At 57.8% G+C, this 22,698-nt stretch carries 22 protein-coding genes; 5 read left to right on the forward strand and 17 right to left on the reverse strand.

The features are described 5' to 3' along the window. The first annotated feature begins 24 nt into the window (after positions 1-24). On the forward strand, positions 25-744 hold the full coding sequence (locus ABXR19_RS05655) for a UDP-2,3-diacylglucosamine diphosphatase (RefSeq protein WP_354600126.1): 720 nt from the start codon (positions 25-27) through the stop codon (positions 742-744). Positions 745-915: 171 nt separating this feature from the next. On the opposite strand, the gene purF is transcribed toward ABXR19_RS05655, so the two are convergent. The 15 genes from purF to leuC form a co-directional block, all read right to left on the reverse strand. Continuing rightward, positions 916-2,442 (reverse strand): amidophosphoribosyltransferase, encoded by a 1,527-nt coding sequence (purF, locus tag ABXR19_RS05660; protein WP_354600127.1) that lies wholly within the window; start codon positions 2,440-2,442, stop codon positions 916-918. Positions 2,443-2,457: 15 nt separating this feature from the next. Further along, a complete protein-coding gene (locus ABXR19_RS05665) occupies positions 2,458-2,946 on the reverse strand; it encodes a CvpA family protein (RefSeq protein WP_354600128.1) in 489 nt (162 codons plus the stop codon). After that, a complete protein-coding gene (locus ABXR19_RS05670) occupies positions 2,943-3,614 on the reverse strand; it encodes an SPOR domain-containing protein (RefSeq protein WP_354600129.1) in 672 nt (223 codons plus the stop codon). Before ABXR19_RS05670 ends, ABXR19_RS05665 begins: the two co-directional genes overlap by 4 nt. A gap of 5 nt (positions 3,615-3,619) precedes the next feature. Further along, the gene (folC, locus tag ABXR19_RS05675; protein ID WP_354600130.1) at positions 3,620-4,894 is read right to left on the reverse strand and encodes a bifunctional tetrahydrofolate synthase/dihydrofolate synthase; all 1,275 of its coding nucleotides are present in this window, start codon (positions 4,892-4,894) and stop codon (positions 3,620-3,622) included. A gap of 3 nt (positions 4,895-4,897) precedes the next feature. Beyond that, positions 4,898-5,767 carry an acetyl-CoA carboxylase, carboxyltransferase subunit beta gene (accD, locus tag ABXR19_RS05680; protein WP_354600131.1) on the reverse strand — a complete coding sequence of 290 codons (870 nt, stop codon included), beginning with the start codon at positions 5,765-5,767 and terminating at the stop codon, positions 4,898-4,900. A 26-nt stretch (positions 5,768-5,793) separates the two neighbouring features. Then, positions 5,794-6,597, reverse strand: a complete 804-nt coding sequence (gene trpA, locus ABXR19_RS05685) for a tryptophan synthase subunit alpha (protein WP_354600132.1) — start codon at positions 6,595-6,597, stop codon at positions 5,794-5,796. A gap of 27 nt (positions 6,598-6,624) precedes the next feature. Next, positions 6,625-7,839, reverse strand: a complete 1,215-nt coding sequence (gene trpB / locus ABXR19_RS05690) for a tryptophan synthase subunit beta (RefSeq protein WP_354600188.1) — start codon at positions 7,837-7,839, stop codon at positions 6,625-6,627. After that, the gene (locus ABXR19_RS05695) at positions 7,826-8,458 is read right to left on the reverse strand and encodes a phosphoribosylanthranilate isomerase (protein WP_354600133.1); all 633 of its coding nucleotides are present in this window, start codon (positions 8,456-8,458) and stop codon (positions 7,826-7,828) included. The genes trpB and ABXR19_RS05695 overlap by 14 nt, the downstream gene beginning before the upstream one ends. Then, positions 8,459-9,256, reverse strand: a complete 798-nt coding sequence (truA, locus tag ABXR19_RS05700) for a tRNA pseudouridine(38-40) synthase TruA (protein WP_354600134.1) — start codon at positions 9,254-9,256, stop codon at positions 8,459-8,461. Beyond that, complete coding sequence (locus tag ABXR19_RS05705; RefSeq protein WP_354600135.1) at positions 9,256-9,873, reverse strand: hypothetical protein; 618 nt, start codon at positions 9,871-9,873, stop codon at positions 9,256-9,258. The genes truA and ABXR19_RS05705 overlap by 1 nt, the downstream gene beginning before the upstream one ends. Before the next feature lie 38 nt (positions 9,874-9,911). Beyond that, complete coding sequence (locus ABXR19_RS05710) at positions 9,912-12,959, reverse strand: motility hub landmark protein FimV (protein ID WP_354600136.1); 3,048 nt, start codon at positions 12,957-12,959, stop codon at positions 9,912-9,914. A 320-nt stretch (positions 12,960-13,279) separates the two neighbouring features. Continuing rightward, entirely contained in the window at positions 13,280-14,404 is a 1,125-nt protein-coding gene (asd, locus tag ABXR19_RS05715) for an aspartate-semialdehyde dehydrogenase (protein WP_354600137.1), read from the reverse strand. A gap of 355 nt (positions 14,405-14,759) precedes the next feature. Further along, positions 14,760-15,821: a 3-isopropylmalate dehydrogenase gene (gene leuB / locus ABXR19_RS05720; RefSeq protein WP_354600138.1), complete on the reverse strand. Its 1,062-nt coding sequence runs from the start codon at positions 15,819-15,821 to the stop codon at positions 14,760-14,762. A 64-nt stretch (positions 15,822-15,885) separates the two neighbouring features. Then, positions 15,886-16,527 (reverse strand): 3-isopropylmalate dehydratase small subunit, encoded by a 642-nt coding sequence (gene leuD, locus ABXR19_RS05725; protein WP_354600139.1) that lies wholly within the window; start codon positions 16,525-16,527, stop codon positions 15,886-15,888. Between the two features lie 11 nt (positions 16,528-16,538). Then, positions 16,539-17,942: a 3-isopropylmalate dehydratase large subunit gene (leuC, locus tag ABXR19_RS05730; RefSeq protein ID WP_354600140.1), complete on the reverse strand. Its 1,404-nt coding sequence runs from the start codon at positions 17,940-17,942 to the stop codon at positions 16,539-16,541. 168 nt (positions 17,943-18,110) lie between these two features. Between leuC and ABXR19_RS05735 the strand changes: the two genes are divergently transcribed. From ABXR19_RS05735 to ABXR19_RS05750, 4 genes are all read left to right on the forward strand, one after another. After that, positions 18,111-18,854 (forward strand): FRG domain-containing protein, encoded by a 744-nt coding sequence (locus tag ABXR19_RS05735; RefSeq protein WP_354600141.1) that lies wholly within the window; start codon positions 18,111-18,113, stop codon positions 18,852-18,854. A gap of 1 nt (position 18,855) precedes the next feature. Then, a complete protein-coding gene (locus ABXR19_RS05740) occupies positions 18,856-19,644 on the forward strand; it encodes a helix-turn-helix transcriptional regulator (RefSeq protein WP_354600142.1) in 789 nt (262 codons plus the stop codon). Positions 19,645-19,759: 115 nt separating this feature from the next. Continuing rightward, on the forward strand, positions 19,760-20,296 hold the full coding sequence (locus tag ABXR19_RS05745) for a hypothetical protein (RefSeq protein WP_354600143.1): 537 nt from the start codon (positions 19,760-19,762) through the stop codon (positions 20,294-20,296). 146 nt (positions 20,297-20,442) lie between these two features. Beyond that, a complete protein-coding gene (locus tag ABXR19_RS05750; protein WP_354600144.1) occupies positions 20,443-21,192 on the forward strand; it encodes a sulfite exporter TauE/SafE family protein in 750 nt (249 codons plus the stop codon). Positions 21,193-21,245: 53 nt separating this feature from the next. Here the strand turns inward: ABXR19_RS05750 and ABXR19_RS05755 are convergent, their stop codons facing one another. Together ABXR19_RS05755 and ABXR19_RS05760 are read right to left on the reverse strand one after the other, a co-directional pair. Further along, positions 21,246-21,710, reverse strand: coding sequence for a GNAT family N-acetyltransferase (locus tag ABXR19_RS05755; RefSeq protein WP_354600145.1), 465 nt, complete (start codon positions 21,708-21,710; stop codon positions 21,246-21,248). 223 nt (positions 21,711-21,933) lie between these two features. After that, on the reverse strand, positions 21,934-22,674 hold the full coding sequence (locus ABXR19_RS05760; protein WP_354600146.1) for a flagellar motor protein: 741 nt from the start codon (positions 22,672-22,674) through the stop codon (positions 21,934-21,936). Positions 22,675-22,698 lie beyond the last annotated feature (24 nt).

Below are 22,698 nucleotides of genomic sequence, written 5' to 3' on the forward strand. Positions count from 1 at the left end.
CTTCCATCTACCGGACATCCTGCCTTGATCCTCTTCATCTCGGACCTGCACCTGCAAGCCTCGCGCCCCGAGACGACGCGGGCTTTTCTGGATTTCCTCGCTGGCCCTGCCCGTCAAGCCAAGGCCTTATGGATCCTCGGCGATCTGTTCGAATTCTGGGTTGGCGACGACGAGCTTGAAGAGCCCTTTCACGCCTGCATAGCCGACGCGCTGGCCACACTGGGCGCTGCCGGCGTCAAGATCCGGATCATTGTCGGCAATCGCGACTTCCTCTTGGGCAAATCCTTCGCCGCGCGCAGCGGCGCACAAATCTTCGCCGAACCGGTGGCTATCAACGTTGACCAACAACGCATCGTGCTGCTGCACGGCGACGCACAATGCACGGATGATGTCGCCTACCAGCGCTTCCGTCGCCGCATCCGCTCACCCTTGACTCTTGCCTTGCTGCGCAGGCTGCCCCTCGCGCTGCGCCGCGCGCTGGCGCGCCGCATCCGCCGAGGCAGTGAATCCGCCAAGCCCTACAAGAACCAACAGCTCATGGACGTCAATCCGGCGGCCATCGAGGCAGTTTTTCGGGCGACAGATGCCGACGTGATGATTCACGGCCACACTCACCGCCCGGCTCACCACACACACACTGTCGACGGCCGGGAGCGGCAGCGCTGGGTGCTCTCCGACTGGCACGCCAAGGCTACCTGGCTGGAAGCCGGGCCGGATGGATGGATCGCCCGCGAAGAAACATGAATCCATAAAAAATCCCCGGCTTGACCGGGGATTTTTTATTCAACAGACCTGACCGCAAAGTCGCATCCAGCAAGAATCTACACAAGCAACAGCTTGACAGGCGCATGCAGCGGGCTTCTTCAGGCATGCATCCCGCAGACCCAACCTGGGAGCGGCTCTTCAGAGCAGTACTTAGTGTGACGCTCCACTCATCAGATTCAGATCGAGCTGTTCGGCGTCATCATCGCTGGACTTGCTGGACGCACCGCGTCCACCTTCGACGCTATCCAGATACGCTGGCGTCACATCACCGGTGACGTAAATTCCATCAAAACACGAGCATTCAAACTGCTCGACAGCCGGATTCAGATCACCCACAGCGCGCTTCAGATCATCAAGATCCTGATAAATCATCGCATCGGCGCCAATCTCGGTACCGACCTGCTCGGCATTGCGGAAAGCCGCTATCAACTCAGTGCGACTGGGCATGTCGATGCCATACACGTTGGCATGACGTACCGGCGGCGCAGCAGAGGCCATGAAGACCTGGGTGGCGCCGGCTTCACGCGCCATATTGATGATTTCACGGCTGGTCGTGCCGCGCACGATGGAATCATCCACCAGCAGCACGTTCTTGCCGGCAAACTCCTGATGCATGGCGTTGAGTTTCTGGCGCACCGATTTACGACGTACTGCATGCCCCGGCATGATGAAGGTACGGCCGATGTAGCGATTCTTGACGAAGCCTTCGCGATACGGAACGTTCAGATGGCTGGCCAGCTCCATGGCTGCAGAACGGCTCGAATCGGGAATCGGGATCACCACATCGATCTTCAGATGGGAATATTCGCGCTTGATCTTCTCGGCCAGATAAACGCCCATCTTGACCCGGCTCTCATACACAGAAATACCGTCAATGATGGAATCCGGGCGCGCCAGATAAACGAATTCGAACATGCAGGGCGCAAAGGTGCGCGGCTCGACACACTGGCGCATCGAGAGCTTGCCATCGGTATCGATCAGCACGGCTTCGCCCGGGCCGATGTCACGCACGGTCTTGAAACCCAGCACATCCAGCGCCACCGACTCAGAGGCGACCATGTATTCGGTGCCTTCAGAAGTTTCATGCCGCCCTAGGATCAGCGGGCGAATCCCGAAAGGATCACGAAAGGCCAGCAAGCCGTAACCGGCAATCATGACCACGGCAGCGTAAGCGCCCTTGGCACGCCGCTGCGTCCCGGCGACCGCGCGGAACAGGGTGTCTTCATCAAGGCGGAAAGATCCGTTCGAGGCCACCTGCAACTCATGCGCCAACACATTCAGCAGCACTTCCGAATCGGAATTGGTGTTCATGTGGCGCAAATCGCCGAGATACATCTCGCGCTTGAGATCGTCCGCATTGGTCAGATTGCCGTTATGCGCCAGCATCAAGCCGAATGGCGAATTCACGTAGAACGGTTGCGCCTCAGCCGTATTGAAAGCCGAACCAGCGGTCGGGTAACGACAGTGACCAATGCCCCAGTTGCCTTCCAGATTGCGCATGTTGCGGGTGCGAAACACCTCGCTCGCCAGACCGGAGTTCTTGTGCATGTGAAAACGCCCGCCCTCGGCCGTGGCGATCCCCGCCGCATCCTGCCCGCGATGCTGAAGAACCTGCAAGCCGTCATACAGCAGTTGATTGACCGGGCTTTTTGCCACTACACCAATAATTCCACACATACCGTCTCACCCGTTTCAATACTTGATGCGTTGCCCCAGCTCCTTGGGGAACCAGGGTTTGGCGGCAATCACCGCCGTTTCCAGGGGTGGCGCAAAAACCGCTTCACGCCACCAGACTTCCTTGGGCAGATTACTCATACCCGCCGCCGCGACAAACAGCAGCGCCACGATCAAAGCGCGCACGGCGCCAAAACAGCCACCGAACAAACGATCCACCGGACTCAATCCGGAAGCCGCGAGCAGGCTGCGCAATATCCAGCGCAACACGGCCAGCACCATCAGCAGAACAATAAAAACCAGCACAAAGGCCAGCGGCCAGCGCAGCCACGCGGCCTGCACGATACCCACCAGAAAAGGCGCCACGTGTTCGGCCATCTGCCAGGCCACCGCGACAGCGACTATCCAGCCCAAAAGCGAAAATACTTCACTGACAAGGCCACGCCACAGTCCCAGCAGCACACTCAGAAACAGCAGGCCCAGAAAAGCGTAATCAAACGCGCTCACTTGCCAGTCACAATTCCGTTCAAACCGGCTTTTTTGAGCTTGCTGACCGCCGCATCGGCGGCCGCACGATCTGCAAACGGCCCGGCACGCACACGCGTCTTGTCTTCAGTTTTCTGTCCGACCGCCTTTACACCAGCCGCGCCAGCGCGATTAAGTACCTCGCGGGCATTCGCCTCGTCGCGAAAGACACCAAGCTGCACGTAGAGTTTCTGTCCCGCGGCGGCACGCTCTGCTGGCTTGCCATCCAGAATTTCGCGCGCACGCTGTGCCTCAGTAGGTGGCTTTGGCGGGGCGGCAGGCTTTGAAGCTGCGGCTTCAGGTTTCGTTGCTGCAGTGCTTTGGGCCGCAGGCTCCTCAACCGTTTGCAGGCTCGACTGCGGCACAACGGGAGCTGAGATGAGCACTTGCGGCGCGCTTGGCGACGGCTTGGACTGCGCCGGCAAGACGGGGCTGACTGGCGGCGGCGGCGTCCCGGTAATCAGACGGGACGCGAAATTGCTGCCCTCCTGACTCGGAATACGAATCTGCAATTCATTACTGGCGGGCTTGGGCTCGCTATCCATAGCCATCGGCAGGACGATCGCAGCCAGCAAAGCCAAGGCAATCGCCCCGACAAGGCGGCGGCGGGAGCGTTTTTTCAGATCGAGCTGAACGTCGTTATCGGCCATGGGAATTACCGGGATTGCGTGGCGACTGGCATTACATCGGCCACGGTCAGGAAGGATCCGAAGGCCACGATTCTATCACCCTCACTCACCCGTTCTCGCGCCGACAGGAAGGCGCTGTGCGGATCGGCGAACAACTCGATCCGGCCCTTCGCGCCCAAACCACGCAGAATCGTCATCAGATCGCTGGCACGGGCGCCACGTGGTCCCGGCAAATCAGTGAGCAACCAATGATCAACGCGCGGCAGCATGGCACGCAATGAGCCTTCAATGTCCTTGTCGGCCAGCATGCCACACACAGCCCAAGTATCCGGAAAGAAACCCATATTGCTCAAATTATCAGCAAGTACCGCTGCGGCCTGCGGATTGTGGGCAACGTCCAGCACGACGCTGGGACGCCCTGGCAGAACCTGAAAACGCCCTGGCAATTCGACCATCATCAGCCCTTGACGCACAGCCTGCATCGGTACCGGCAAAAGCTCTTCAATCGCCTCCAGCGCGGCCAGCACAGCTGAAGCATTCAGCAACTGATTGGCACCACGCAACGCAGGATAAGCGAGGCTGTTACGACTCTGACGCCGGCCGATGAACTTCCATTGTTGCTTGTCGCCGGAGAAGCCGTAGTCACGGCCCTGTACGAGCAGATCGGCCCCAATCGCGCGCGCATGCTCGATCAGCGTGGCAGGGGCTTGCGGATCGCCGCAGATAGCGGGTTTCCCGGCACGATAGATTCCGGCTTTTTCGAAGCCAATCTGCTCGCGCGAATCGCCCAGATAATCCATGTGATCCATCGCCACACTGGTCACTATGGCGCAGTCCGGCTCGATGACATTGACCGCATCGAGGCGACCGCCCAGACCCACCTCAAGAATGATCACATCCAGCGCCTGCTGGCAGAACAACCACCAGGCAGCCAGCGTACCGAACTCGAAATATGTCAGCGCAACCTGACCGCGTGCAGCATCAACCGCCGCAAACGCCGCGCATAGCTGGGCATCGCTGGCCTCAGCCAGATCCAGACGCACGCGTTCGTTGTAGCGCAGCAGATGCGGCGACGTGTATAAACCAACATGATAGCCGGCCGCGCGCAAAATGGCCTCAAGCATGGCGCAGCTGGAGCCCTTGCCATTGGTGCCGCCGACAGTGATTACTACCGCATCGCTTTTGGCACCGAGCGCCGCGAACACCTGCTGGACACGCTCCAGGCCAAGATCAATGGGACGGCTGTGCAGTCCCTCGATATGGCCAAGCCAGCCTTCCAGTGAGGCAAATTCAGCCGCCATGGATCAAGCAGCACTCACCGCCGGCTGGCGGGACAGAAGCGTAGTGACTTGCGACAGGCGATCACGCAGTTCGCGGCGATCCACCACCATGTCGATAGCGCCTTTTTCGAGCAGGAATTCGGAACGCTGGAAGCCTTCAGGCAGTTTTTCACGCACAGTCTGTTCGATCACGCGTGGGCCTGCAAAGCCGATCAACGCGCCCCGCTCCGCCATGACCACGTCACCCATGAAGGCAAAGCTTGCCGAGACGCCGCCCATGGTCGGGTCGGTCAATACCGTAATGAAGGGCAATTTTTTCGCAGACAAACGAGTAATGGAAGCGGTCGTCTTGGCCATCTGCATCAGCGAAAACAAGCCCTCTTGCATGCGCGCGCCACCCGTGGCGGTGAAGCAGATGAAGGGCAAATTCTGCTCGACGGCAGCATTCACGCCGCGTACGAAGCGCTCACCGACCACCGAGCCCATTGAGCCGCCCTGAAATTCGAACTCAAATACCGCCACAACGGCTGGTACCGTCTTGATCGCACCTTGCATGACCACCATCGCATCGGTTTCGCCGGTATCTTCGGCAGCCGCCACCAGACGATCAACATACTTCTTGCTGTCGCGGAACTTGAGCGGATCGACCGGCAACACTTCAGCACCGATTTCGAAACGCCCTTCGGGATCCAGCAGCAAATCCAGGCGCTGACGCGCACCAATCCGTTTGTGATGATCACACTTGGGGCAAACATATTCGCTGGCCTCCAGGTCCGAGCGATACAGCACCGCTTCGCACGCATCGCACTTGATCCACAGGCCTTCCGGGATCGACTTGCGTGCAGGCTGGTCGCGCTTGATTTTCGGGGGCAGCAGTTTGGTAAGCCAACTCATGAGTTATTCCTTGTATTCAGGTTCGGTCAGGCGCGAGCCGTGTCCATGGCGGCGCGCACGCCAGAAAGGAAAGCCTTCAGGCGCTCAGCCAGACCAGCCTCGCCATTTTCGACTTCCTGCACGATCCGCGAACCGATGATGACCGCATCAGCAACGCCCGCAACCGCCTTGGCAGACGCGGCATCACGAATCCCGAAGCCCACCCCGATCGGCAGCGAAATATGCTGGCGCAATTCATTCAGTTTGGCCGCAACACTAGCGATATCCAGATTTGCAGCCCCGGTGACACCCTTCAAAGACACGTAATACACGTAGCCACCAGCAAGTTTGGCCACCGCCTGCATGCGGCTCACTGGTGTGGTCGGCGCCAGCAGGAAAATCGGATCAATCCCAAAACGTTTGAGCACGGCGACGCGCTCAGGCGCCTCTTCGGGCGGCAGATCGACGGTCAGAACGCCGTCCACGCCAGCCACTGATGCGATTTCAGAAAAGGCCTCGTAGCCCATCGCCTCCATCGGATTGGCGTAGCCCATGAGGACGACCGGCGTATCTGAATCCGACTTGCGGAACTCAGCCACCATCGCAATCACCTTGCGCAGGCTCATACCATGCGCCAATGCGCGCTCGCTGGCACGCTGGATCACCGGACCATCGGCCATCGGGTCTGAAAATGGCACGCCCAGCTCGATGATATCGGCGCCGCCTGCCACCAGGGCGTGCATCACACCAACGGTCGTCGCAGGATTCGGATCTCCTGCAGTGATATAGGGGATCAGTGCCTGACGGCCAGCGGCCTGCAAACGGGAAAATGTGTTCTGGATACGAGACATGATTGATTCGAAACGCCAGTCAGAAAGTTACAGCTCGATGCCGGACAGGCGGGCAATCGTCGGAATATCTTTATCGCCACGGCCGGAGAGATTGACCACGATAACTTGGTCACGACTCATGGTCGGCGCCATTTTTACCGCATGAGCCAAGGCATGGCTGGATTCCAGCGCCGGGATGATGCCTTCGAAACGACACAGATCATGGAAGGCAGTGAGCGCCTCATCGTCATTGATGGCCACGTACTCAGCGCGCTTGATCTCGTTGAGATGGCAATGCTCTGGCCCAACGCCGGGATAGTCCAACCCCGCGGAGATTGAGTGAGTCTCGATGATCAGGCCGTTTTCATCCTGCATCAAATTGGAGCGCTGTCCATGCAGCACACCCGGCTTGGCGTTCGTGGTCAGCGGAGCCGCGTGACGCCCAGTCTCGATGCCATCACCACCCGCCTCAACGCCAATCAGACGTACGCTCGGCACTTCGATATAGGGGTAGAAAATACCAATGGCGTTAGAGCCGCCACCCACACAAGCCACCACCGCATCCGGCTGACGGCCTAGCTGCTCTGCACACTGTACTTTGCACTCATCACCAATCACCGACTGGAAATCGCGTACCAGCTGCGGATAGGGGTGCGGCCCGGCGCAAGTGCCAATGATGTAATAAGTCGAGTCGACATTGGTAACCCAGTCGCGCATCGCTTCTGTCAGGGCGTCCTTGAGTGTTTTGGAGCCACTTTCAACAGGCACGACTGTTGCACCCAGCAGCTTCATCCGGAACACATTGGGGGCCTGACGCTTGACGTCTTCGGAACCCATGTAGACCACACATTCCATTCCGTAACGCGCAGCCACGGTCGCCGAAGCCACTCCATGCTGGCCGGCACCCGTCTCGGCAATCACGCGCTTCTTGCCCATGCGGCGCGCCAGCAAAGCTTGGCCGACGGTGTTGTTGATCTTGTGCGCGCCAGTGTGATTGAGGTCTTCGCGCTTCAGGTAAATCTGTGCGCCACCCAGATGCTCGGACCAGCGTCTGGCGTGATACAGAGGACTTGGACGGCCCACATAATGTTTGAGCTCGTAGTGAAACTCTGCGAGAAAGTCCGGATCCTGCATGGCCTTCTCATACTCGAGGCGCAACTCATCGAGGGCAGGAATCAGGGTTTCCGCAACAAAAATGCCGCCAAACTGACCAAAGTGCCCGGTCTGATCGGGGAAGTTATACGACGAATTACTCTCGGCCATCTGCTTTACGTACTCCAGCAACAAAAGCTTCCATCAAAACGCGATCCTTGATTCCCTTGGACGCTTCCACACCACTACTGACATCCACCGCCCAAGGGCGCACTTGCCGCACGGCTTGCTCGATATTTGTGGCATTCAAACCACCCGCCAAGACTAGCGGGGCCAAATAGTTGGCGGGCAACAAGGTCCAGTCGAATGGCTCACCACCACCACCATAGCCATCCACCCAGGCATCCACAAGCAAACCACTGGCACCCGGAAAACGGGACGCGTAGTTTAACAGATCGAAGCCCGCCCTTACCCGCGCTGCTTTCATGTAAGCGCGATCAAAGGATTCACAATAGGCCGCATCCTCCTCACCATGAAACTGCAGCAGGCCCAAAGGAACCTCCTTCAGAACCGCACGCACCTGCGCCGGATCCTCATTGACGAAAAGGCCTACCGTCGTCACAAATGGCGGAATCAGCGCACACAACTCACGCGCTTCAGAAATCGAGACGGCGCGAGGACTGGCCGGATAGAACACGAAACCAATCGCATCTGCACCTGCCGACACAGCGCCCAGCACATCCTCAGGCCGGGTCAGACCACAAATCTTGATTCGAGTACGTTTGCTCATTCAAAGCCCCGCAGGCAGGAACAAGGGCGCGATGATACGGCCCCCACCAGGTAGATTCCACTGATCAGGATACTCGACCCCCGCCAGATACAGGCCATGTGGTGAAAAAGTGGGGGGTGAAAGTCGTCGGTCGCACAAGTCCAGCAAGTCGCCGATCCACTCAGCGGGGTGCTTGCCGTTCCCGACATACACCAGCGCCCCGACAAGATTACGAATCATGTGGTGCAAGAAGGCGTTCGCCTCAAAATCAAACACAATCCACTCGCCCTGCCGCCGCACCTGCGCCACTTTCAAGTCTCGAATCGGTGTGTGCGCCTGGCACTCCGAAGCGCGAAATGCCGAAAAGTCATGCACCCCCTCCAGCAAGCTGGCCGCCTGCGCCATCGCATCAACATCGAGTTGCGCGTGATACCAGCCCACCCGTCCATTCAGCAAAGCCGAACGCACCGGGCGATTCAGCAAAACATAGCGATAGCAACGTGACTTCGCTGAAAACCGGGCATGAAACCGCTCATCCACCTCACGCGACCAAGTCACCGCTATACCATCCGGCAGGTGCGCATTCACGCCACGAACCCAAGCACTCAAAGGACGCCGTGCCGACGTATCAAAATGTAGAACCTGTGCTGACGCATGCACGCCGGTATCGGTGCGCCCGGCGCAGACAACATCTACGCGCTCGTCGGCAATCTGGCTGGCGGCAGCTTCAAGCGCGTCCTGCAGCGTGCGCCCATGCGTCTGCCGCTGCCAGCCCTCAAAGCCCGTGCCACAGTACTCAAGACCCAGTGCAATTCTCATTACAGCAAGCTACCCAGCGTCAGCACAAACAGACAAAGAAGCAATACCCGATCAATCCACGACAATTCATGAACTGGCCACACCTCCTCCTCCAGCACCGTCGCTTCTTGAAGTGCAGCATCAAGACAGTGGCGCCACTCGAGATCCCGCCGCTCGACATAATCAAGCACCAAGCGCAAACGCACCGCAAACCGCTCCGGCGAGAACCCCAGAACGCGCAAGGGCCGCAGCAAGATGTACAGACTGTTGACCCACGCCTCGATTGAAAGATAGTGCAGCATCAGGGCCACGACAGACACCACGGCCAGCAAGCGCAGAACAGGATCCTGAACCGCTTGCACACCATCCCAGGTCGGGCTGAAAGCCCCCAACCCCGGAAGCATCAAGATGCCGGGCGTTTGCCAAGCAAACAGGATCAACAAGGCCAGAAAAATATAACGCATCCGGCGCACGATACGCAGCCAGCCCTGAGCACATCCCAGCAGCCCCAGCAAGACGAGTGATCCCGCCCACCACGGCAGCACAGCCGGACTGATCGACTGCAGTCGTGCGATCAAAAAAAAACCGGCCGTCACGAAGACGGCCGGATGAATGCTGTTCAACATCGCTTTCAGCATCAAGTGCCCTCAAGCAGCAGAATGACTTTCAAAGCATCTTAGCCAATCCGGCCGAGCATGGTCTTGGCTTGATCTTTCTGGAAATCAGCACCGTCGGAAATCACCTCTTCCAGCAATTCCCGTGCGCCTTCCATATCGCCCATCTCTTCGTAAGCCTTGGCCAATTCAAGCTTGGTCGAAACCTCATCATTCACATCAATATTGTCCTGAATCGGCTCAACTGCTGCTGGTTTTGCCGCAGCCGGAACCGGCGGACGAACGATTGTAGTGACCGGCTCCGCAGTGCCTGTTGTACGCAGATTCACACTGGACAAATCAAGCGCAGGCTTCTCGGCTTCATCACCCAGCTCGAAATCAAAATCAAGCAGGCTGCCTTCGAAATTCGTCTTTTCGAGATCCACTTCAGACAGGACGTCGCGACCACCATCGGTCTCAATGCCGATATCAAACTCGGTATCGACGGACGACATTCGCTGAGGAGCATCCACACCCGCAGTTGTAATGGATTCGATTTCATCATCCAGTCCGATATCGAACTCCAGTGGTGCGCCATCCTCCACAATCGACGGTTGTGTAGCAACCGCTTCGTCCATCGTTGACAGCAAGTCATCTTCACGCGTTTCAATCTGTGTCGGCTGATCTTCTGTCGAAGGCGCATCCAGATCCAGATTGAAATCCAAATTGAGCGCTTCCGGCATTGCCGCAACTACCGGAGCCGCCTCAGGCAACACCGGCACAGACCCCGCATCATTCGTAAATTGACCGATCTCACCGGGAACAGTCCAAGTCGCGCGAACTTGCGAAATATTATTAGTACCAAAACTAACCGCGGGAGCACTTTCCTCCGGCAGTTCAACGGCACTTGCAGAAACAACTTCTTCGAACGGCTTCTGAGCACCTGAGACGCTTGATTTGTACAAGGGATTATTGGGATCAAGCTTGATACCGATTACGGCAGCCTTGCTCCAGTCGTCACCCGCGCCACCGGTCTGAGTGTACAAATCAGTTGCAATATTTTCGAACTGCTTCAGCGAACGGCGCTGCGCGTAGATTTCAAGCAACTTCACATATACCGCTGTGCGTGACGGGTCAGATTTCAACGCATCAAGCAGAATTTCCTCGGCCTGAGCATCACGGCCGTAAGCCATGTATACATCGGCTTCTGCGACGGGATCGACGCCTTCATCAGAATCAATCGCCGACATCCCGGATTGACTGAAATCCGTGTGCAACAAGCTGGTTCCGCCGGTGTCCACTGTCTGGCCACCGGCGTTACCAAAAACTGAGTTTGGGCTCGTCGTCGATGACTCGGTCATTTGGGTATTGCCAGACCCCGCAGCAGCTTGCTTGCGCCGCTGCTTGACAACTACATAGCCCACACCGAGGCCCACAACACCCAAGCCAAGCAAAGCCGCCCAGATATTGCTGAACAAACCCTCTTCTTCGACGGGATCCGGTGCCACCGCAACTGGCTTTGGCGCTTCCACCACCACCGCACTTGCCTCAGCAACGGGAGCCATCGCAGGCGACTGCTCAACGACCGGAGATGCTTCAGCAACAGGAGCCGACATCACGTCAGTTGACTGGCTGGCTGCCATTGCGGCAGCTTTATCAGCCTCCGCCTTATCAGCCGCAGCCTTGTCAGCGATCAGCTTGTCTGCTGCAGCTTTATCCGCAGCCAACTGGTCTGCTTTAGCCCGATCCGCAGCAACTTTTTCTGCCGCGATTTTTTCTTGTTCCAAACGCTTTTTCTCGAGTTTTTCTTTCTCGACGCGCTCCTTCTCAAACTTTGCCTGCTCGGCCTTATCGGCTTTTTCTTTTGCAAGCCGCTCTTTTTCCGCTTTGGCCTTCTCAGCCTTGGTCATCACAGCCGAAGATTTGTCGCTCTCGGCTTTCTGGGCACGAGCTTCAGCAGCCTTTGCAGCCGTCTGCGCATCAGCCAAACCTTTGTTCTTCATATCAATGAGCTTTTGCTGCTCCTTGATATTGGCCTCGAGTTGAGCCACGCGCGAATTAGCCTCTTTCAAAGCTTTTTCACGTGAAGAAATTTCATCCTGCAAAGACCGAATCCGCGCCTTGGCTGCAGCATCGGTTGCAGCCCCAGCCTTGCCGGCTTCAGCAGAAGTAACCTTGACCTTGTCTTTGGTTTGCTGAGTGGCAGCGACTCGTTCTTCTACCTTCGGTGCGATCTTGCCCGAAGCGCCTTGACCCGCAGCGACATCTTTCGCCGGAGCAGCCACAGCGGCGGAAGCTACTGTCTGACGGTATTCTTCAAAATTAGATGCCTTCAGAATGATCTGACGCGCCTCGCCCTTATTGATCTGGGCAACTTCACCTGCTTGCGGCACATTAAGAATACGGCCAGCACGCAAACGATTAATATTGCCGCCGATAAAGGCATCCGAATTAGCACGATACAAGGCAGCGATCATCTGCTCCTGTGTCACCTCGCCGGAATTGAGTTCGGCGGCGATTTTCGAAAGATTGTCACCACGCTGAACGGTGTAATCACCACGCTCAGCCTGCACCGAAGGCTTTCCGCGCTCAATTGGCGCAGGAACAGGAGCCACATCAGGCTTGCTTGGAGCGACGACTACAGCAGCGGCCGGCTGAGGCTTGGACTCCTGCGGGCGGGATTCAACTCTGGACTCAAGGGGACGAGAAACTGGCTGCGCGGCCGCAACAACTGGCTTGGCGCCAGAGATATCAGCAGGATCCAGCAGGAAAGTGTATTCCCGCTGCAGGCGACCACCCGCCCAGTTCAAATCGATCAACAAATCAACAAAAGGCTCACCGAAAGGCTTGTCAGATACGATCTTGACGATCGCACCAGAGCCGCGCCGCTCAATCGACATCTTCACACCACTCATGGTGCCCAAATATTCGATATTGGCGCGCTTATAGGCTTCCGGCGAAGCCATTCGGGCAACCATATTATCGAGCTCATCAGGCGAGGCGTTTAGCTCAACCTCCGCGCGCAATGGTTGGCCCAGCGTGCTGATGACATTGATACGGCCAAGCCCGGCAGCGCCAGCACTCCCGCAAAAAGCCAACATCATCGCTGCAACAAGGGTGTTACGAATCATCGGAGTTTTCATAATCGGTTACGCGCGGTGCATGTTGTAGGCCACCGTCTCTTAGGGTTAGAGATGTAAGATCAAAATAACATCAATGAGTTATGGCTGCAAGCTAACCTAATACCTGAGTATCAGCAATACAACACCACACCCTTTGACTCACACTGAAAACCAACACGCCAGCGCCAAAGACAAATTCAAGGAATGCATTATGTCGAAAAATTGAATTTCGGCGGGCCGAAGCATCCGACGCCGCCGAAACAAAGCCCTTACAGATCAAATCATTAGCTTGCAAGGGCGTACATCACACTCAAGCATGAACAAAGCCTTCAAGCTTCCAGCAAAATCCGCAACATGCGCCGCAAAGGCTCGGCAGCACCCCACAGCAACTGATCGCCAACCGTAAAAGCGGCAAGGTATTCGCCGCCCATCGCCATCTTGTGAAGGCGACCAACGGGCACATGTAAATGCCCGGTTACAGCGTTCGGGGCCAATTCACGCTCACTACGTTCACGCTCATTCGGTACCACCCGCACCCAGTCATTCGCCTTGGCAATGATCTCGCTGATTTCATCCAGCGGCACATCCTGACGCAACTTGATGGTCAATGCTTGACTATGGCAACGCATCGCACCGATACGCACGCACAAGCCATCAATCGGCACACTGCCTTGGGTGCGGAATGCCGGCTTGCCAAGAATCTTGTTGCACTCGGCGCCACCCTTCCACTCTTCCTTGCTCTGGCCGTTTTCATACGGCACATCGATCCAGGGAATCAAGCTGCCAGCCAGCGGCACACCGCGGAAGTTCTGCACAGGCATGACTGGCGAGCGCATGGTTTCGGCGACCTTGCGATCAATATCCAGAATAGCCGAAGCAGGATCAGCCAACAGATCCGCCACCGATGCGTGAATCGTGCCCATCTGCGCGATCAGCTCGCGCATGTTCTGCGCACCTGCACCGGACGCGGCTTGATAGGTCATCGAAGTGGCCCACTCAATCATGTCGTTCTGGAACAGCCCGCCCAGCGCCATCAGCATCAGGCTAACCGTGCAGTTGCCGCCGACATAATTCTTGACACCCTTGACCAATCCATCCTGGATCACGTTCTTGTTAACCGGATCAAGAATGATGATCGCTTCGTCCTTCATGCGCAGGCTCGATGCCGCGTCAATCCAGTAGCCATTCCAGCCAGCCGCGCGCAGTTGCGGGAAGACTTCGTTGGTGTAGTCACCGCCCTGACAGGTGATGATCACATCCATCTTCGCCAGATCGGCGATGGACTTGGCATCCTTCAGCGCCACGCCACCGCTTTCAGCCGGGCCAGCACCGCCCGCATTCGAGGTGGTGAAGAACACCGGCTCGATCAGGGCGAAATCGTTTTCTTCGCGCATGCGTTGCATGAGCACCGAGCCGACCATGCCGCGCCAGCCTACCAATCCAACTTTCTTCATCGTGATTACCTTTTGCCTGAACTGCCTCCGCTCGCTTTAGCCTGTCTCCGCCACCGCGGAGACACATAGCGGCGTGACAGGGCTAAACCGTGGTGGTTTTTTTGGTCGTGGTGGTGACGGTCGTGGCAACGGACACGCGAGCGAAAGCCTCTGCAACGCAGAAAGCTTCCAGCCCGAATGTGTTTTGTGTCAGTTGCATCACGTTTCCGTTCTTAAAACCTATCCATAATCTTACTGCGAAGCCGTAATCGGGGCTCATGTGCTGCTCGAAATCCTCATGTATTTGAATACACTCCGGTTTCTGTGCTGCTCTTCGCCCCGCTAACGGCCTCTCGCTACAGATTCTGAACAGGTTTTACAGCGCTGCGATGACCGCGTCGCCCATTTCGCGCGTACCGACGCGCTTGGTGCCTTCTTCCCAGATATCGCCGGTGCGCAGGCCTGCAGCCAGCACCTTCTTCACCGCAGCTTCGATACGGGTCGCAGCCGCTTCATTAGCGAAACTGTAACGCAGCATCATGGCCGCCGACAAGATGGTCGCAAGCGGATTGGCTACGCCCTTGCCGGCGATGTCCGGTGCAGAACCGTGACACGGCTCGTACATACCCTTGTTGTTCTCGTCCAGCGAAGCGGACGGCAGCATGCCGATCGAGCCCGTCAGCATCGAAGCTTCATCCGACAGGATGTCGCCGAAGATGTTGCCGGTCACCATCACGTCAAACTGCTTCGGTGCGCGCACCAGCTGCATCGCGGCGTTATCCACCAGCATGTGGCTCAGCGCCACGTCCGGGTACTCGGACGAGATTTCAATCATCACATCGCGCCACAGCTGGGTGGTTTCCAGCACGTTCATCTTGTCGACCGAGCACAGCTTCTTGTTGCGCTTCTGGGCGGACTTGAACGCGACATGGCCGATGCGGCGGATTTCGTCTTCGTTGTAAATCATGGTGTTGCGACCGACGCGCTTGCCATCTTCCACGCTGATGCCACGCGGCTCGCCGAAGTAGATATCGCCAGTCAGCTCACGCACGATCAGGATATCCAGACCTGACACCACTTCAGGCTTCAACGAAGACGCATTCGCCAGCTCGGGATACAGAACAGCCGGACGCAGGTTGGCGAACAGGTTCAGATCCTTGCGGATGCCGAGCAGGCCGCGCTCCGGGCGCTGCGGACGCGGCAGCACATCCCACTTCGGGCCGCCCACGGCGCCGAGCAGCACGGCATCAGCCGCGCGCGCCAGCTTCTGGGTGGCTTCCGGATAGGGCGAGCCGGTGGAATCCACCGCGCAGCCGCCCAGTTCGGCGTATTCCAGCTCCATCTTGAGGCCGTCGCTGTTCAGCACATCCAGCACGCGCACCGCTTCAGCGATGATCTCGACACCAATGCCGTCACCCGGCAAAACACAGATTTTCATTTCATTTCCTTTGCATGAACAAAGGCCGGCATCAGCCGGCACTTCGTATTTCGGTATGGGTTGATCAGGCGTTGAAGAGCCAGGGCTGAGTCGCCTTGTGCTTGGCTTCGAAAGCCTTGATTTCGTCAGCATGCACCAGCGTCAGGCCGATTTCATCCAGACCGTTGAGCATGCAGTGCTTGCGATGCTCGGTGATATCGAACTTGAAGCTGAAGCCACTCGGCGTCGTCACGGTCTGCGCCTCCAGATCCACATTCAGCTTATAGCCTTCAGTCGCTTCGCATTCCTTGAACAGGCGATCCACGATCTCGCTGGAGGCCACGATCGGCAGCACGCCGTTCTTGTAGCTGTTGCTGAAGAAGATATCGGCAAACGACGGCGCAATCATCACGCGGAAGCCAAAGTCTTCGATGGCCCAGGGCGCATGTTCGCGCGATGAGCCACAGCCGAAATTGTCGCGGGCCAGCAGCACTTGCGCGCCCTGATAACGCGGCTGATTCAGCACGAAATCCGGATTCTTCGGACGATTCGTGCAGTCCATGCCCGGCTCGCCGTAGTTCGTATAGCGCATCTCATCAAACAGATAGGGGCCGAAACCGCTGCGCTTGATCGACTTGAGAAACTGCTTCGGAATGATCGCGTCGGTATCGACGTTGGCGCGATCCAGCGGGCACGCAAGCCCGTTGATTTGGGTAAAGGCTTTCATATTCTCTCTCCTCAGGCCTGGCGGATATCGACAAAGTGACCGGCGATGGCTGCGGCTGCGGCCATGGCGGGGCTCACCAGATGGGTACGACCGCCGGGGCCTTGGCGACCTTCGAAGTTACGGTTCGAGGTCGAGGCACAACGCTCGCCGGCACTCAGACGATCCGCGTTCATGGCCAGACACATCGAGCAACCCGGCTCGCGCCATTCAAAACCGGCTTCAGTGAAGATCTTGTCCAGACCCTCTTCTTCCGCCTGACGTTTGACGATGCCGGAACCCGGCACGACGATGGCCAGCGTGATATTGCCGGCAACCTTCTTGCCCTTGGCGACCACCGCAGCAGCGCGCAAGTCTTCGATACGGCTGTTGGTGCAGGAGCCGATGAACACCTTGTCGATCTGGATATCCGTGATCGGCATGTCGGCTTGCAGGCCCATGTATTGCAGGGCGCGCTCGATGCCGGCACGCTTGACCGGATCAGCCTCGTTGGCCGGATTCGGCACACGGCCGCCCACCGCCAACACCTGCTCGGGCGACGTGCCCCAGGTGACTTGCGGCTCGATCTCTTCAGCCTTCATTTCAACGACGGCGTCGAAAGTCGCATCGGCGTCGGAATGCAGCGTCTTCCAGTACGCGACGGCATTGTCCCAGTCCGCGCCCTTCGGTGCGTACAGACGACCTTCCAGATACGCCACGGTCGTTTCATCGGCAGCGATGATGCCAGCGCGCGCACCGGCTTCAATCGCCAGATTGCATACGGTCATGCGGCCTTCCATCGACAGACCCTTGATCGCCGAACCAGCGAACTCGATGCAGTAGCCCGTACCGCCAGCGGTGCCGATCTTGCCGATGATGGCCAGCGCCACATCCTTGGCCGTTACACCCAAACCCAATTGACCTTCAACCTTCACCAACATGGCCTTGGACTTCTTCTGGATCAGCGTTTGCGTGGCCAGCACGTGCTCGACTTCCGAGGTGCCGATGCCGTGCGCCAAGGCGCCGAAAGCGCCGTGGGTCGCCGTGTGGCTGTCGCCGCACACCACCGTCATGCCCGGCAGCGTCGCGCCGTTTTCCGGGGCGATCACGTGGATGATGCCCTGGTTCTTGTGCTTGAACGGGAAGTAGATCAGCGAGCCGAATTCCTTGATGTTCGCGTCCAGCGTATCGACTTGCAGCTTCGAAACCGGATCTTCGATATCGCGATCCCAGTGATTCGTCGGCGTGTTGTGATCCGGCACGGCCACGATCGAAGTGCTGCGCCAGGCCTTGCGGTTGGCCAGACGCAGGCCTTCAAAGGCTTGCGGGCTGGTCACTTCATGCATCAGGTGACGGTCGATATAAAGAAGACAGGTACCGTCCTCTTCCTGACGGACAACGTGGGAATCCCACAACTTGTCGTAAAGGGTCTGAGCCATGCGCGATTACTCCTTGCCTGAGCGCTGAAAAGCCAGCGCGGATCTGGGTTCCGCAGCACTTGCCACGGTTTGTGGAGCGGATACTAGCCCTGTGCCTATACCCGAACAAGGCAAGCACTTATACTAGTATCAACACTAACAGGATCCTTCCATTCGAAAGGACACATCATGTACGAAATTGGTGAAGCTCATTCTCTGGCAGACCTGATTGAGGCGGCCCACTCCGTCGAAGCTCGTATGGAACGAAGCCAAGCGTGGTTCAGAGGACATGCGGACAGCAACTGGGGGCTTACACCATCGGCATTTAGAAAAGATGCAATTCTTGAATCTCAATTCGCAAATCTATTTAGACTTTCAGCACCATCGATAGCACCCAACTGCCCAGAGCATACGGACTATGTTGGATGGCTGCCTCTCATGCAGCACTATGGACTCCCCACTCGGTTGCTCGACTGGACAGAATCCTTATTGGTTGCGTCCTTCTTTGCAGTCATGGACGAAAATCAAGACTCCGCCCAAGCTGCCATCTGGATGCTAAATCCAGGAAAACTAAACCAGATCGTTGCGCGAACCCCCTACATTCCGTTCTTAACCGACAACTACGTTGCCCCCTCCGTAAAAGCCGCATTCACTACGAGTAACAACGATTCGGATCGCCACGCGATTTCAGTCTTGGCCCCACGAACAGATAGGCGAATGGCGGCGCAGCTTGGAAATTACACGATCCACGATCAACGAATACCATTAGAAACGCATCCAGACAGCGGTGAATTTCTTGCCAGAGTGCTTATTCCAGAAAGTGCTTACAACAAGATTCGATCAGACCTTTCTGTCGCAGGGATAAAACGTTCATCTTTGTTTCCAGATCTTTCAACTCTTGCCAAAGAGATCTCCAATCTCCAAGTTTTTTAATATGGACACCCGTCGCAAGGAACTTGGAGAGTTCATGCAGGTGCTGCGTGCGCGCAGCCAGCCTGCCGACTTCGGCTTTGCCAGCGGCAGCCGCCGCCGCACCGCCGGCCTGCGCCGCGAGGAGATGGCCCAGCTCGTCGGCATCAGCCCAACCTGGTACACCTGGATCGAGCAAGGGCGCGAGGTGAATGTCTCGGCCGAGGTGCTGGACCGCATGGCCCGCAGCCTCAAGCTGACCCGCAGCGAGCGCGCCTACCTCTTCGAGATGGCCGACCGGCGCGACCCGCAGGCCAGCCTGCCTGAAGACGATGATGCAGCGCCGCTCTTGAGCACCCTGCTCGCCGACATCGGCGTACCCGCCTACCTGATGGGCCGCTACTGGGACATCCTCGGCTGGAACCCCGCCGCCGCCGAACTCTTCACCGGCTGGCTCGACCAGCCGCTTGATGCCAACGCCCCGCCGCCCAACATGCTGCGCTTCGTCTTCCTGCGCCCGGAGACCCGCACCTTCCTCGCCGACTGGGAGATCCGTGCGCGCCGCATCACCGCCGAATTCCGCGCCGACTGCCGCACCCGGCTGGACGAACCCGCCCTGCTCCGCCTCGTCGATGAACTCTCCGCCGCCAGTCCGGATTTCGCTCAGTTCTGGAAACAACACGACGTGCTAGAACGTCAAGGCGGTGAGCGCGGTTTCCAGCACCCCAAGCGTGGTTTGATCCGTTACCAACAGGTGACGCTGCGCCCGGTCGAGCATGAACACATCAAGTTGGTGATGCTAAAGCCTACTTGAAGAACAAGGCTGGATGCGGCTCTTCGGACTCCGACATAAGAACGTAACGCCTTAAAAGCCATTCCAAAAATACACAAACTCTTGCATTTAAATCATTTAAGAAACAACAATAAAAATGCCCAATACCTTTGAACTTACCGATAAGGCCCTGAAAAGAGAGATGACGCTTACTTCAGAGTTGAACGATCAAACAGATCGTGGCGCAGCCATCGTCGGAGTCGCGTGGGTTGAGGAGGAAATGCAGGCAGCAATCAAATCATTCCTCGAAGAAGACAAGAAAGCCTGGGATAGACTTTTTGGCCGCAGCGGACCACTCGCCACTCTGTCATCCAAAATCGATTTGGCACGGCTGCTTGGGATGTGCAGCAAGGTAATAGCTTCCGATCTACACATCCTCAGAGAAATTCGAAATGAGTTCGCTCACACAGTAGTAGCCCGAGACAATAGCGTTCTAACTTTCGAGTCACCTCACGTCAAAGACAAATGCTTGGCACTGAAATGTGTTGCTCACGAGCCAGTATCAGACCCCCGCACTGCATTCATTCGAGCCTGTGCGATTCTCAATGCTGACTTCTATATGCATAGATACTTTGGTCAAAAAGTATCGTCCGGCGGACTGATCCACGCCCGGATTGAACAAGGCGTTTACTAACTCCCACACACTGTTTCCCGATATCGTTTTGCTTTTGATTAATCGTTTCAAAACGCCTGCGTGAGAGAGCATCCCACCAGTTTCTGCTGGCGCGATACGCCCGTAAGCCAGACAATCCTGGCCTACCCGCAGCTCCTGACGCAATCATGGACATCATCACCAACCCGCTGTTCTATGCCGCTGCCGTGCCTGCGGTGCTCCTCGCCGGCATTTCCAAGGGCGGCTTCGCGGGCGGCCTCGGCGTGCTGGCGGTGCCGCTGATGGCGCTGGCGATTCCGGTGCCGCAGGCGGCCAGCGTGATGCTGCCGATTTTGTGTCTGATGGATCTGGTGGGGAGCTGGAGCTATCACCCGCACTGGGATTTCAAGTTGCTGCGCCGCCTGATGCCCGGCGCGCTGGCGGGCATCTTCATCGGCTGGCTGCTGTTTCGCCAGCTCTCGCCGCATACGGTGGAGCAGATGATCGGGGTGCTGGCGATTCTGTTCGCGTTGCAGCGCCTGGCCGGCCTGCAGCTCAAGGACACGTCGCGCCTGCCGGAAGCCCTGCGCGCCGGCTGGTGGTCGGGCTTGTCGGGTTTTACCAGCACGCTGGCGCACGCTGGCGGGCCGCCCATCATGATCTACCTGCTGCCCAAACAGCTCGACAAGACCGTGCTGGTGGCCAACCTGACGCTGTATTTCGCGCTGGTCAATTACACCAAGCTGATTCCCTACGCCGAGCTTGGCCTGCTGGACGCACGCAACCTCGGCACGGCGCTGGTGCTGGCGCCCCTCGCGCCTATCGGCGTGTATCTGGGGATCTGGCTGCACAAGCGCATTGACGAGAAGCTGTTCTACCGCCTGAGCTACATTTTTTTGCTGCTCACCGGCATCAAACTGATCTGGAGCGCGGTGTAAGCAGCGGCCGAAGCAAGCGCGCAAGCGCAGCGCCAGGCTGAGTCGCCTGCAGCTCAGTCCCTGAGCATCCGGCGCCAGTTGTGCAGGCTGGTCCTCTGCCAGCCCTGGCGCTCGTAAAAGGCCAGCGCGGGTAGATTGCCCTCGTCGGCAAGCAGTTGCAGACGGGAGCAACCGCGGCGGCGCGCCCAGGCCTCCGCGCCTTCCAGCAACTGACGGCCGATACCAGCGCCACGCCATTCAACGGGCACGACTACATCCTCAATCAGCCCAACCACGCTGCCCTCAGCGGTAGAGATCAGGGTCTGCACCGAACAGAATCCGACGATTTTCGACTCTTCCTCCAGCATCTCCTCGGCCACCCACATCAGGATGTCTTCACGCGGCAGCATCAGCTTGAGGCCGGCAAGCTGACGGGCCGGATCAGGCGTGAAATCCTGCTCGATAGCAAACAGGTTGGCAAGCAATGCGGCAATAGCGGGAATGTCGCCGAGTTGGGCGGGGCGAAACTTGATACTCATCGTGGCAAAGGACGAAAAACGGAAAGGGGATCAGGGTAACCCGCAATACGCCAAAATGTCCTGACAATTCTCAGCTCAATGTGACGTGCTGCACAGCCGCGCGGGCAAATGCTCAGAATCGAAGCTGCCTGAAGAGCCGCACGGACACTCGCTGCGCAGGCAGGCATCGCAGAGAGGCAAGCGCAGCAAGGCTCTTCAGCCTGCTCTCCGCAAACATCTGAAATCAGAGCACGTAACTCTGCAGGCGGCTCTCGATCAGGCGCGGGTTATCGCCGTGGGCAATGCCGATCAAGCCATCAATGACCATTTCGCGAACCAGTACGAGCTGCGCAATCGTGGTCTGAAGCTTCTTGGCCAGAGGCAGGAAAATCAGGTTGGCCGATCCCACGCCATAGATCGTGGCCACAAAAGCCACGGCAATCCCGGCGCCGAGTTTGGAGGGCTCGGAAAGGTTCTCCATCACGTGAATCAGACCCAGCACGGCGCCAAGAATACCGACGGTGGGCGCATAGCCGCCAGCCGCCTCCCAGACCTTGGCCGACTGTTTCATATCCGCTTCCCACACGCTGATTTCGACCTCCATCACCTCGCGGATACGATCCGGCTCCAGGCCATCAACCAGCAGTTGCAAGCCCTTGCGCACAAAGGGATCGGGCTGCGCATCAATGCGCGCCTCAAGGGCCAGCAAACCTTCCCGACGTGCCACCCCCCCCCAGGAAACGACATCTGCAATGATGTCTTCACCCCGTGGAACGGGCGGTTTGAACGCCCAACTGGCCATTTGCAGACCTTGCTTGAAAGTGCGCCAGGGGGATTGAACCATCACGGCTCCAACGGTGCCGCCCATCACGATCAGAAATGCCGTGGGCTGCACCAGCGAGCCGATATGCCCGCCTTCAAGCACCTGCCCGAGAACGATGGACAGGAAGCCGATGAGCAAACCAGCAATGCTGATCATCTGCATTCAATCTCTCCCCGGTGCGCCCAG

Origin of the sequence: Uliginosibacterium flavum (genome assembly GCF_040566545.1) — a bacterium.
GTDB lineage: Bacteria > Pseudomonadota > Gammaproteobacteria > Burkholderiales > Rhodocyclaceae > Uliginosibacterium > Uliginosibacterium flavum.

What these genes read in the sequence shown, in the direction of transcription:
- purF (WP_354600127.1), bottom strand. Translation starts at nt 2,442, where the DNA reads ATGTGTGGAATTATTGGTGTAGTGGCAAAAAGCCCGGTCAATCAACTG.
- ABXR19_RS05670 (WP_354600129.1), bottom strand. Translation starts at nt 3,614, where the DNA reads ATGGCCGATAACGACGTTCAGCTCGATCTGAAAAAACGCTCCCGCCGC.
- folC (WP_354600130.1), bottom strand. Translation starts at nt 4,894, where the DNA reads ATGGCGGCTGAATTTGCCTCACTGGAAGGCTGGCTTGGCCATATCGAG.
- accD (WP_354600131.1), bottom strand. Translation starts at nt 5,767, where the DNA reads ATGAGTTGGCTTACCAAACTGCTGCCCCCGAAAATCAAGCGCGACCAG.
- trpA (WP_354600132.1), bottom strand. Translation starts at nt 6,597, where the DNA reads ATGTCTCGTATCCAGAACACATTTTCCCGTTTGCAGGCCGCTGGCCGT.
- trpB (WP_354600188.1), bottom strand. Translation starts at nt 7,839, where the DNA reads ATGGCCGAGAGTAATTCGTCGTATAACTTCCCCGATCAGACCGGGCAC.
- ABXR19_RS05695 (WP_354600133.1), bottom strand. Translation starts at nt 8,458, where the DNA reads ATGAGCAAACGTACTCGAATCAAGATTTGTGGTCTGACCCGGCCTGAG.
- truA (WP_354600134.1), bottom strand. Translation starts at nt 9,256, where the DNA reads ATGAGAATTGCACTGGGTCTTGAGTACTGTGGCACGGGCTTTGAGGGC.
- ABXR19_RS05705 (WP_354600135.1), bottom strand. Translation starts at nt 9,873, where the DNA reads ATGCTGAAAGCGATGTTGAACAGCATTCATCCGGCCGTCTTCGTGACG.
- ABXR19_RS05710 (WP_354600136.1), bottom strand. Translation starts at nt 12,959, where the DNA reads ATGATTCGTAACACCCTTGTTGCAGCGATGATGTTGGCTTTTTGCGGG.
- asd (WP_354600137.1), bottom strand. Translation starts at nt 14,404, where the DNA reads ATGAAGAAAGTTGGATTGGTAGGCTGGCGCGGCATGGTCGGCTCGGTG.
- leuB (WP_354600138.1), bottom strand. Translation starts at nt 15,821, where the DNA reads ATGAAAATCTGTGTTTTGCCGGGTGACGGCATTGGTGTCGAGATCATC.
- leuD (WP_354600139.1), bottom strand. Translation starts at nt 16,527, where the DNA reads ATGAAAGCCTTTACCCAAATCAACGGGCTTGCGTGCCCGCTGGATCGC.
- leuC (WP_354600140.1), bottom strand. Translation starts at nt 17,942, where the DNA reads ATGGCTCAGACCCTTTACGACAAGTTGTGGGATTCCCACGTTGTCCGT.
- ABXR19_RS05735 (WP_354600141.1), top strand. Translation starts at nt 18,111, where the DNA reads ATGTACGAAATTGGTGAAGCTCATTCTCTGGCAGACCTGATTGAGGCG.
- ABXR19_RS05740 (WP_354600142.1), top strand. Translation starts at nt 18,856, where the DNA reads ATGGACACCCGTCGCAAGGAACTTGGAGAGTTCATGCAGGTGCTGCGT.
- ABXR19_RS05745 (WP_354600143.1), top strand. Translation starts at nt 19,760, where the DNA reads ATGCCCAATACCTTTGAACTTACCGATAAGGCCCTGAAAAGAGAGATG.
- ABXR19_RS05750 (WP_354600144.1), top strand. Translation starts at nt 20,443, where the DNA reads ATGGACATCATCACCAACCCGCTGTTCTATGCCGCTGCCGTGCCTGCG.
- ABXR19_RS05755 (WP_354600145.1), bottom strand. Translation starts at nt 21,710, where the DNA reads ATGAGTATCAAGTTTCGCCCCGCCCAACTCGGCGACATTCCCGCTATT.
- ABXR19_RS05760 (WP_354600146.1), bottom strand. Translation starts at nt 22,674, where the DNA reads ATGCAGATGATCAGCATTGCTGGTTTGCTCATCGGCTTCCTGTCCATC.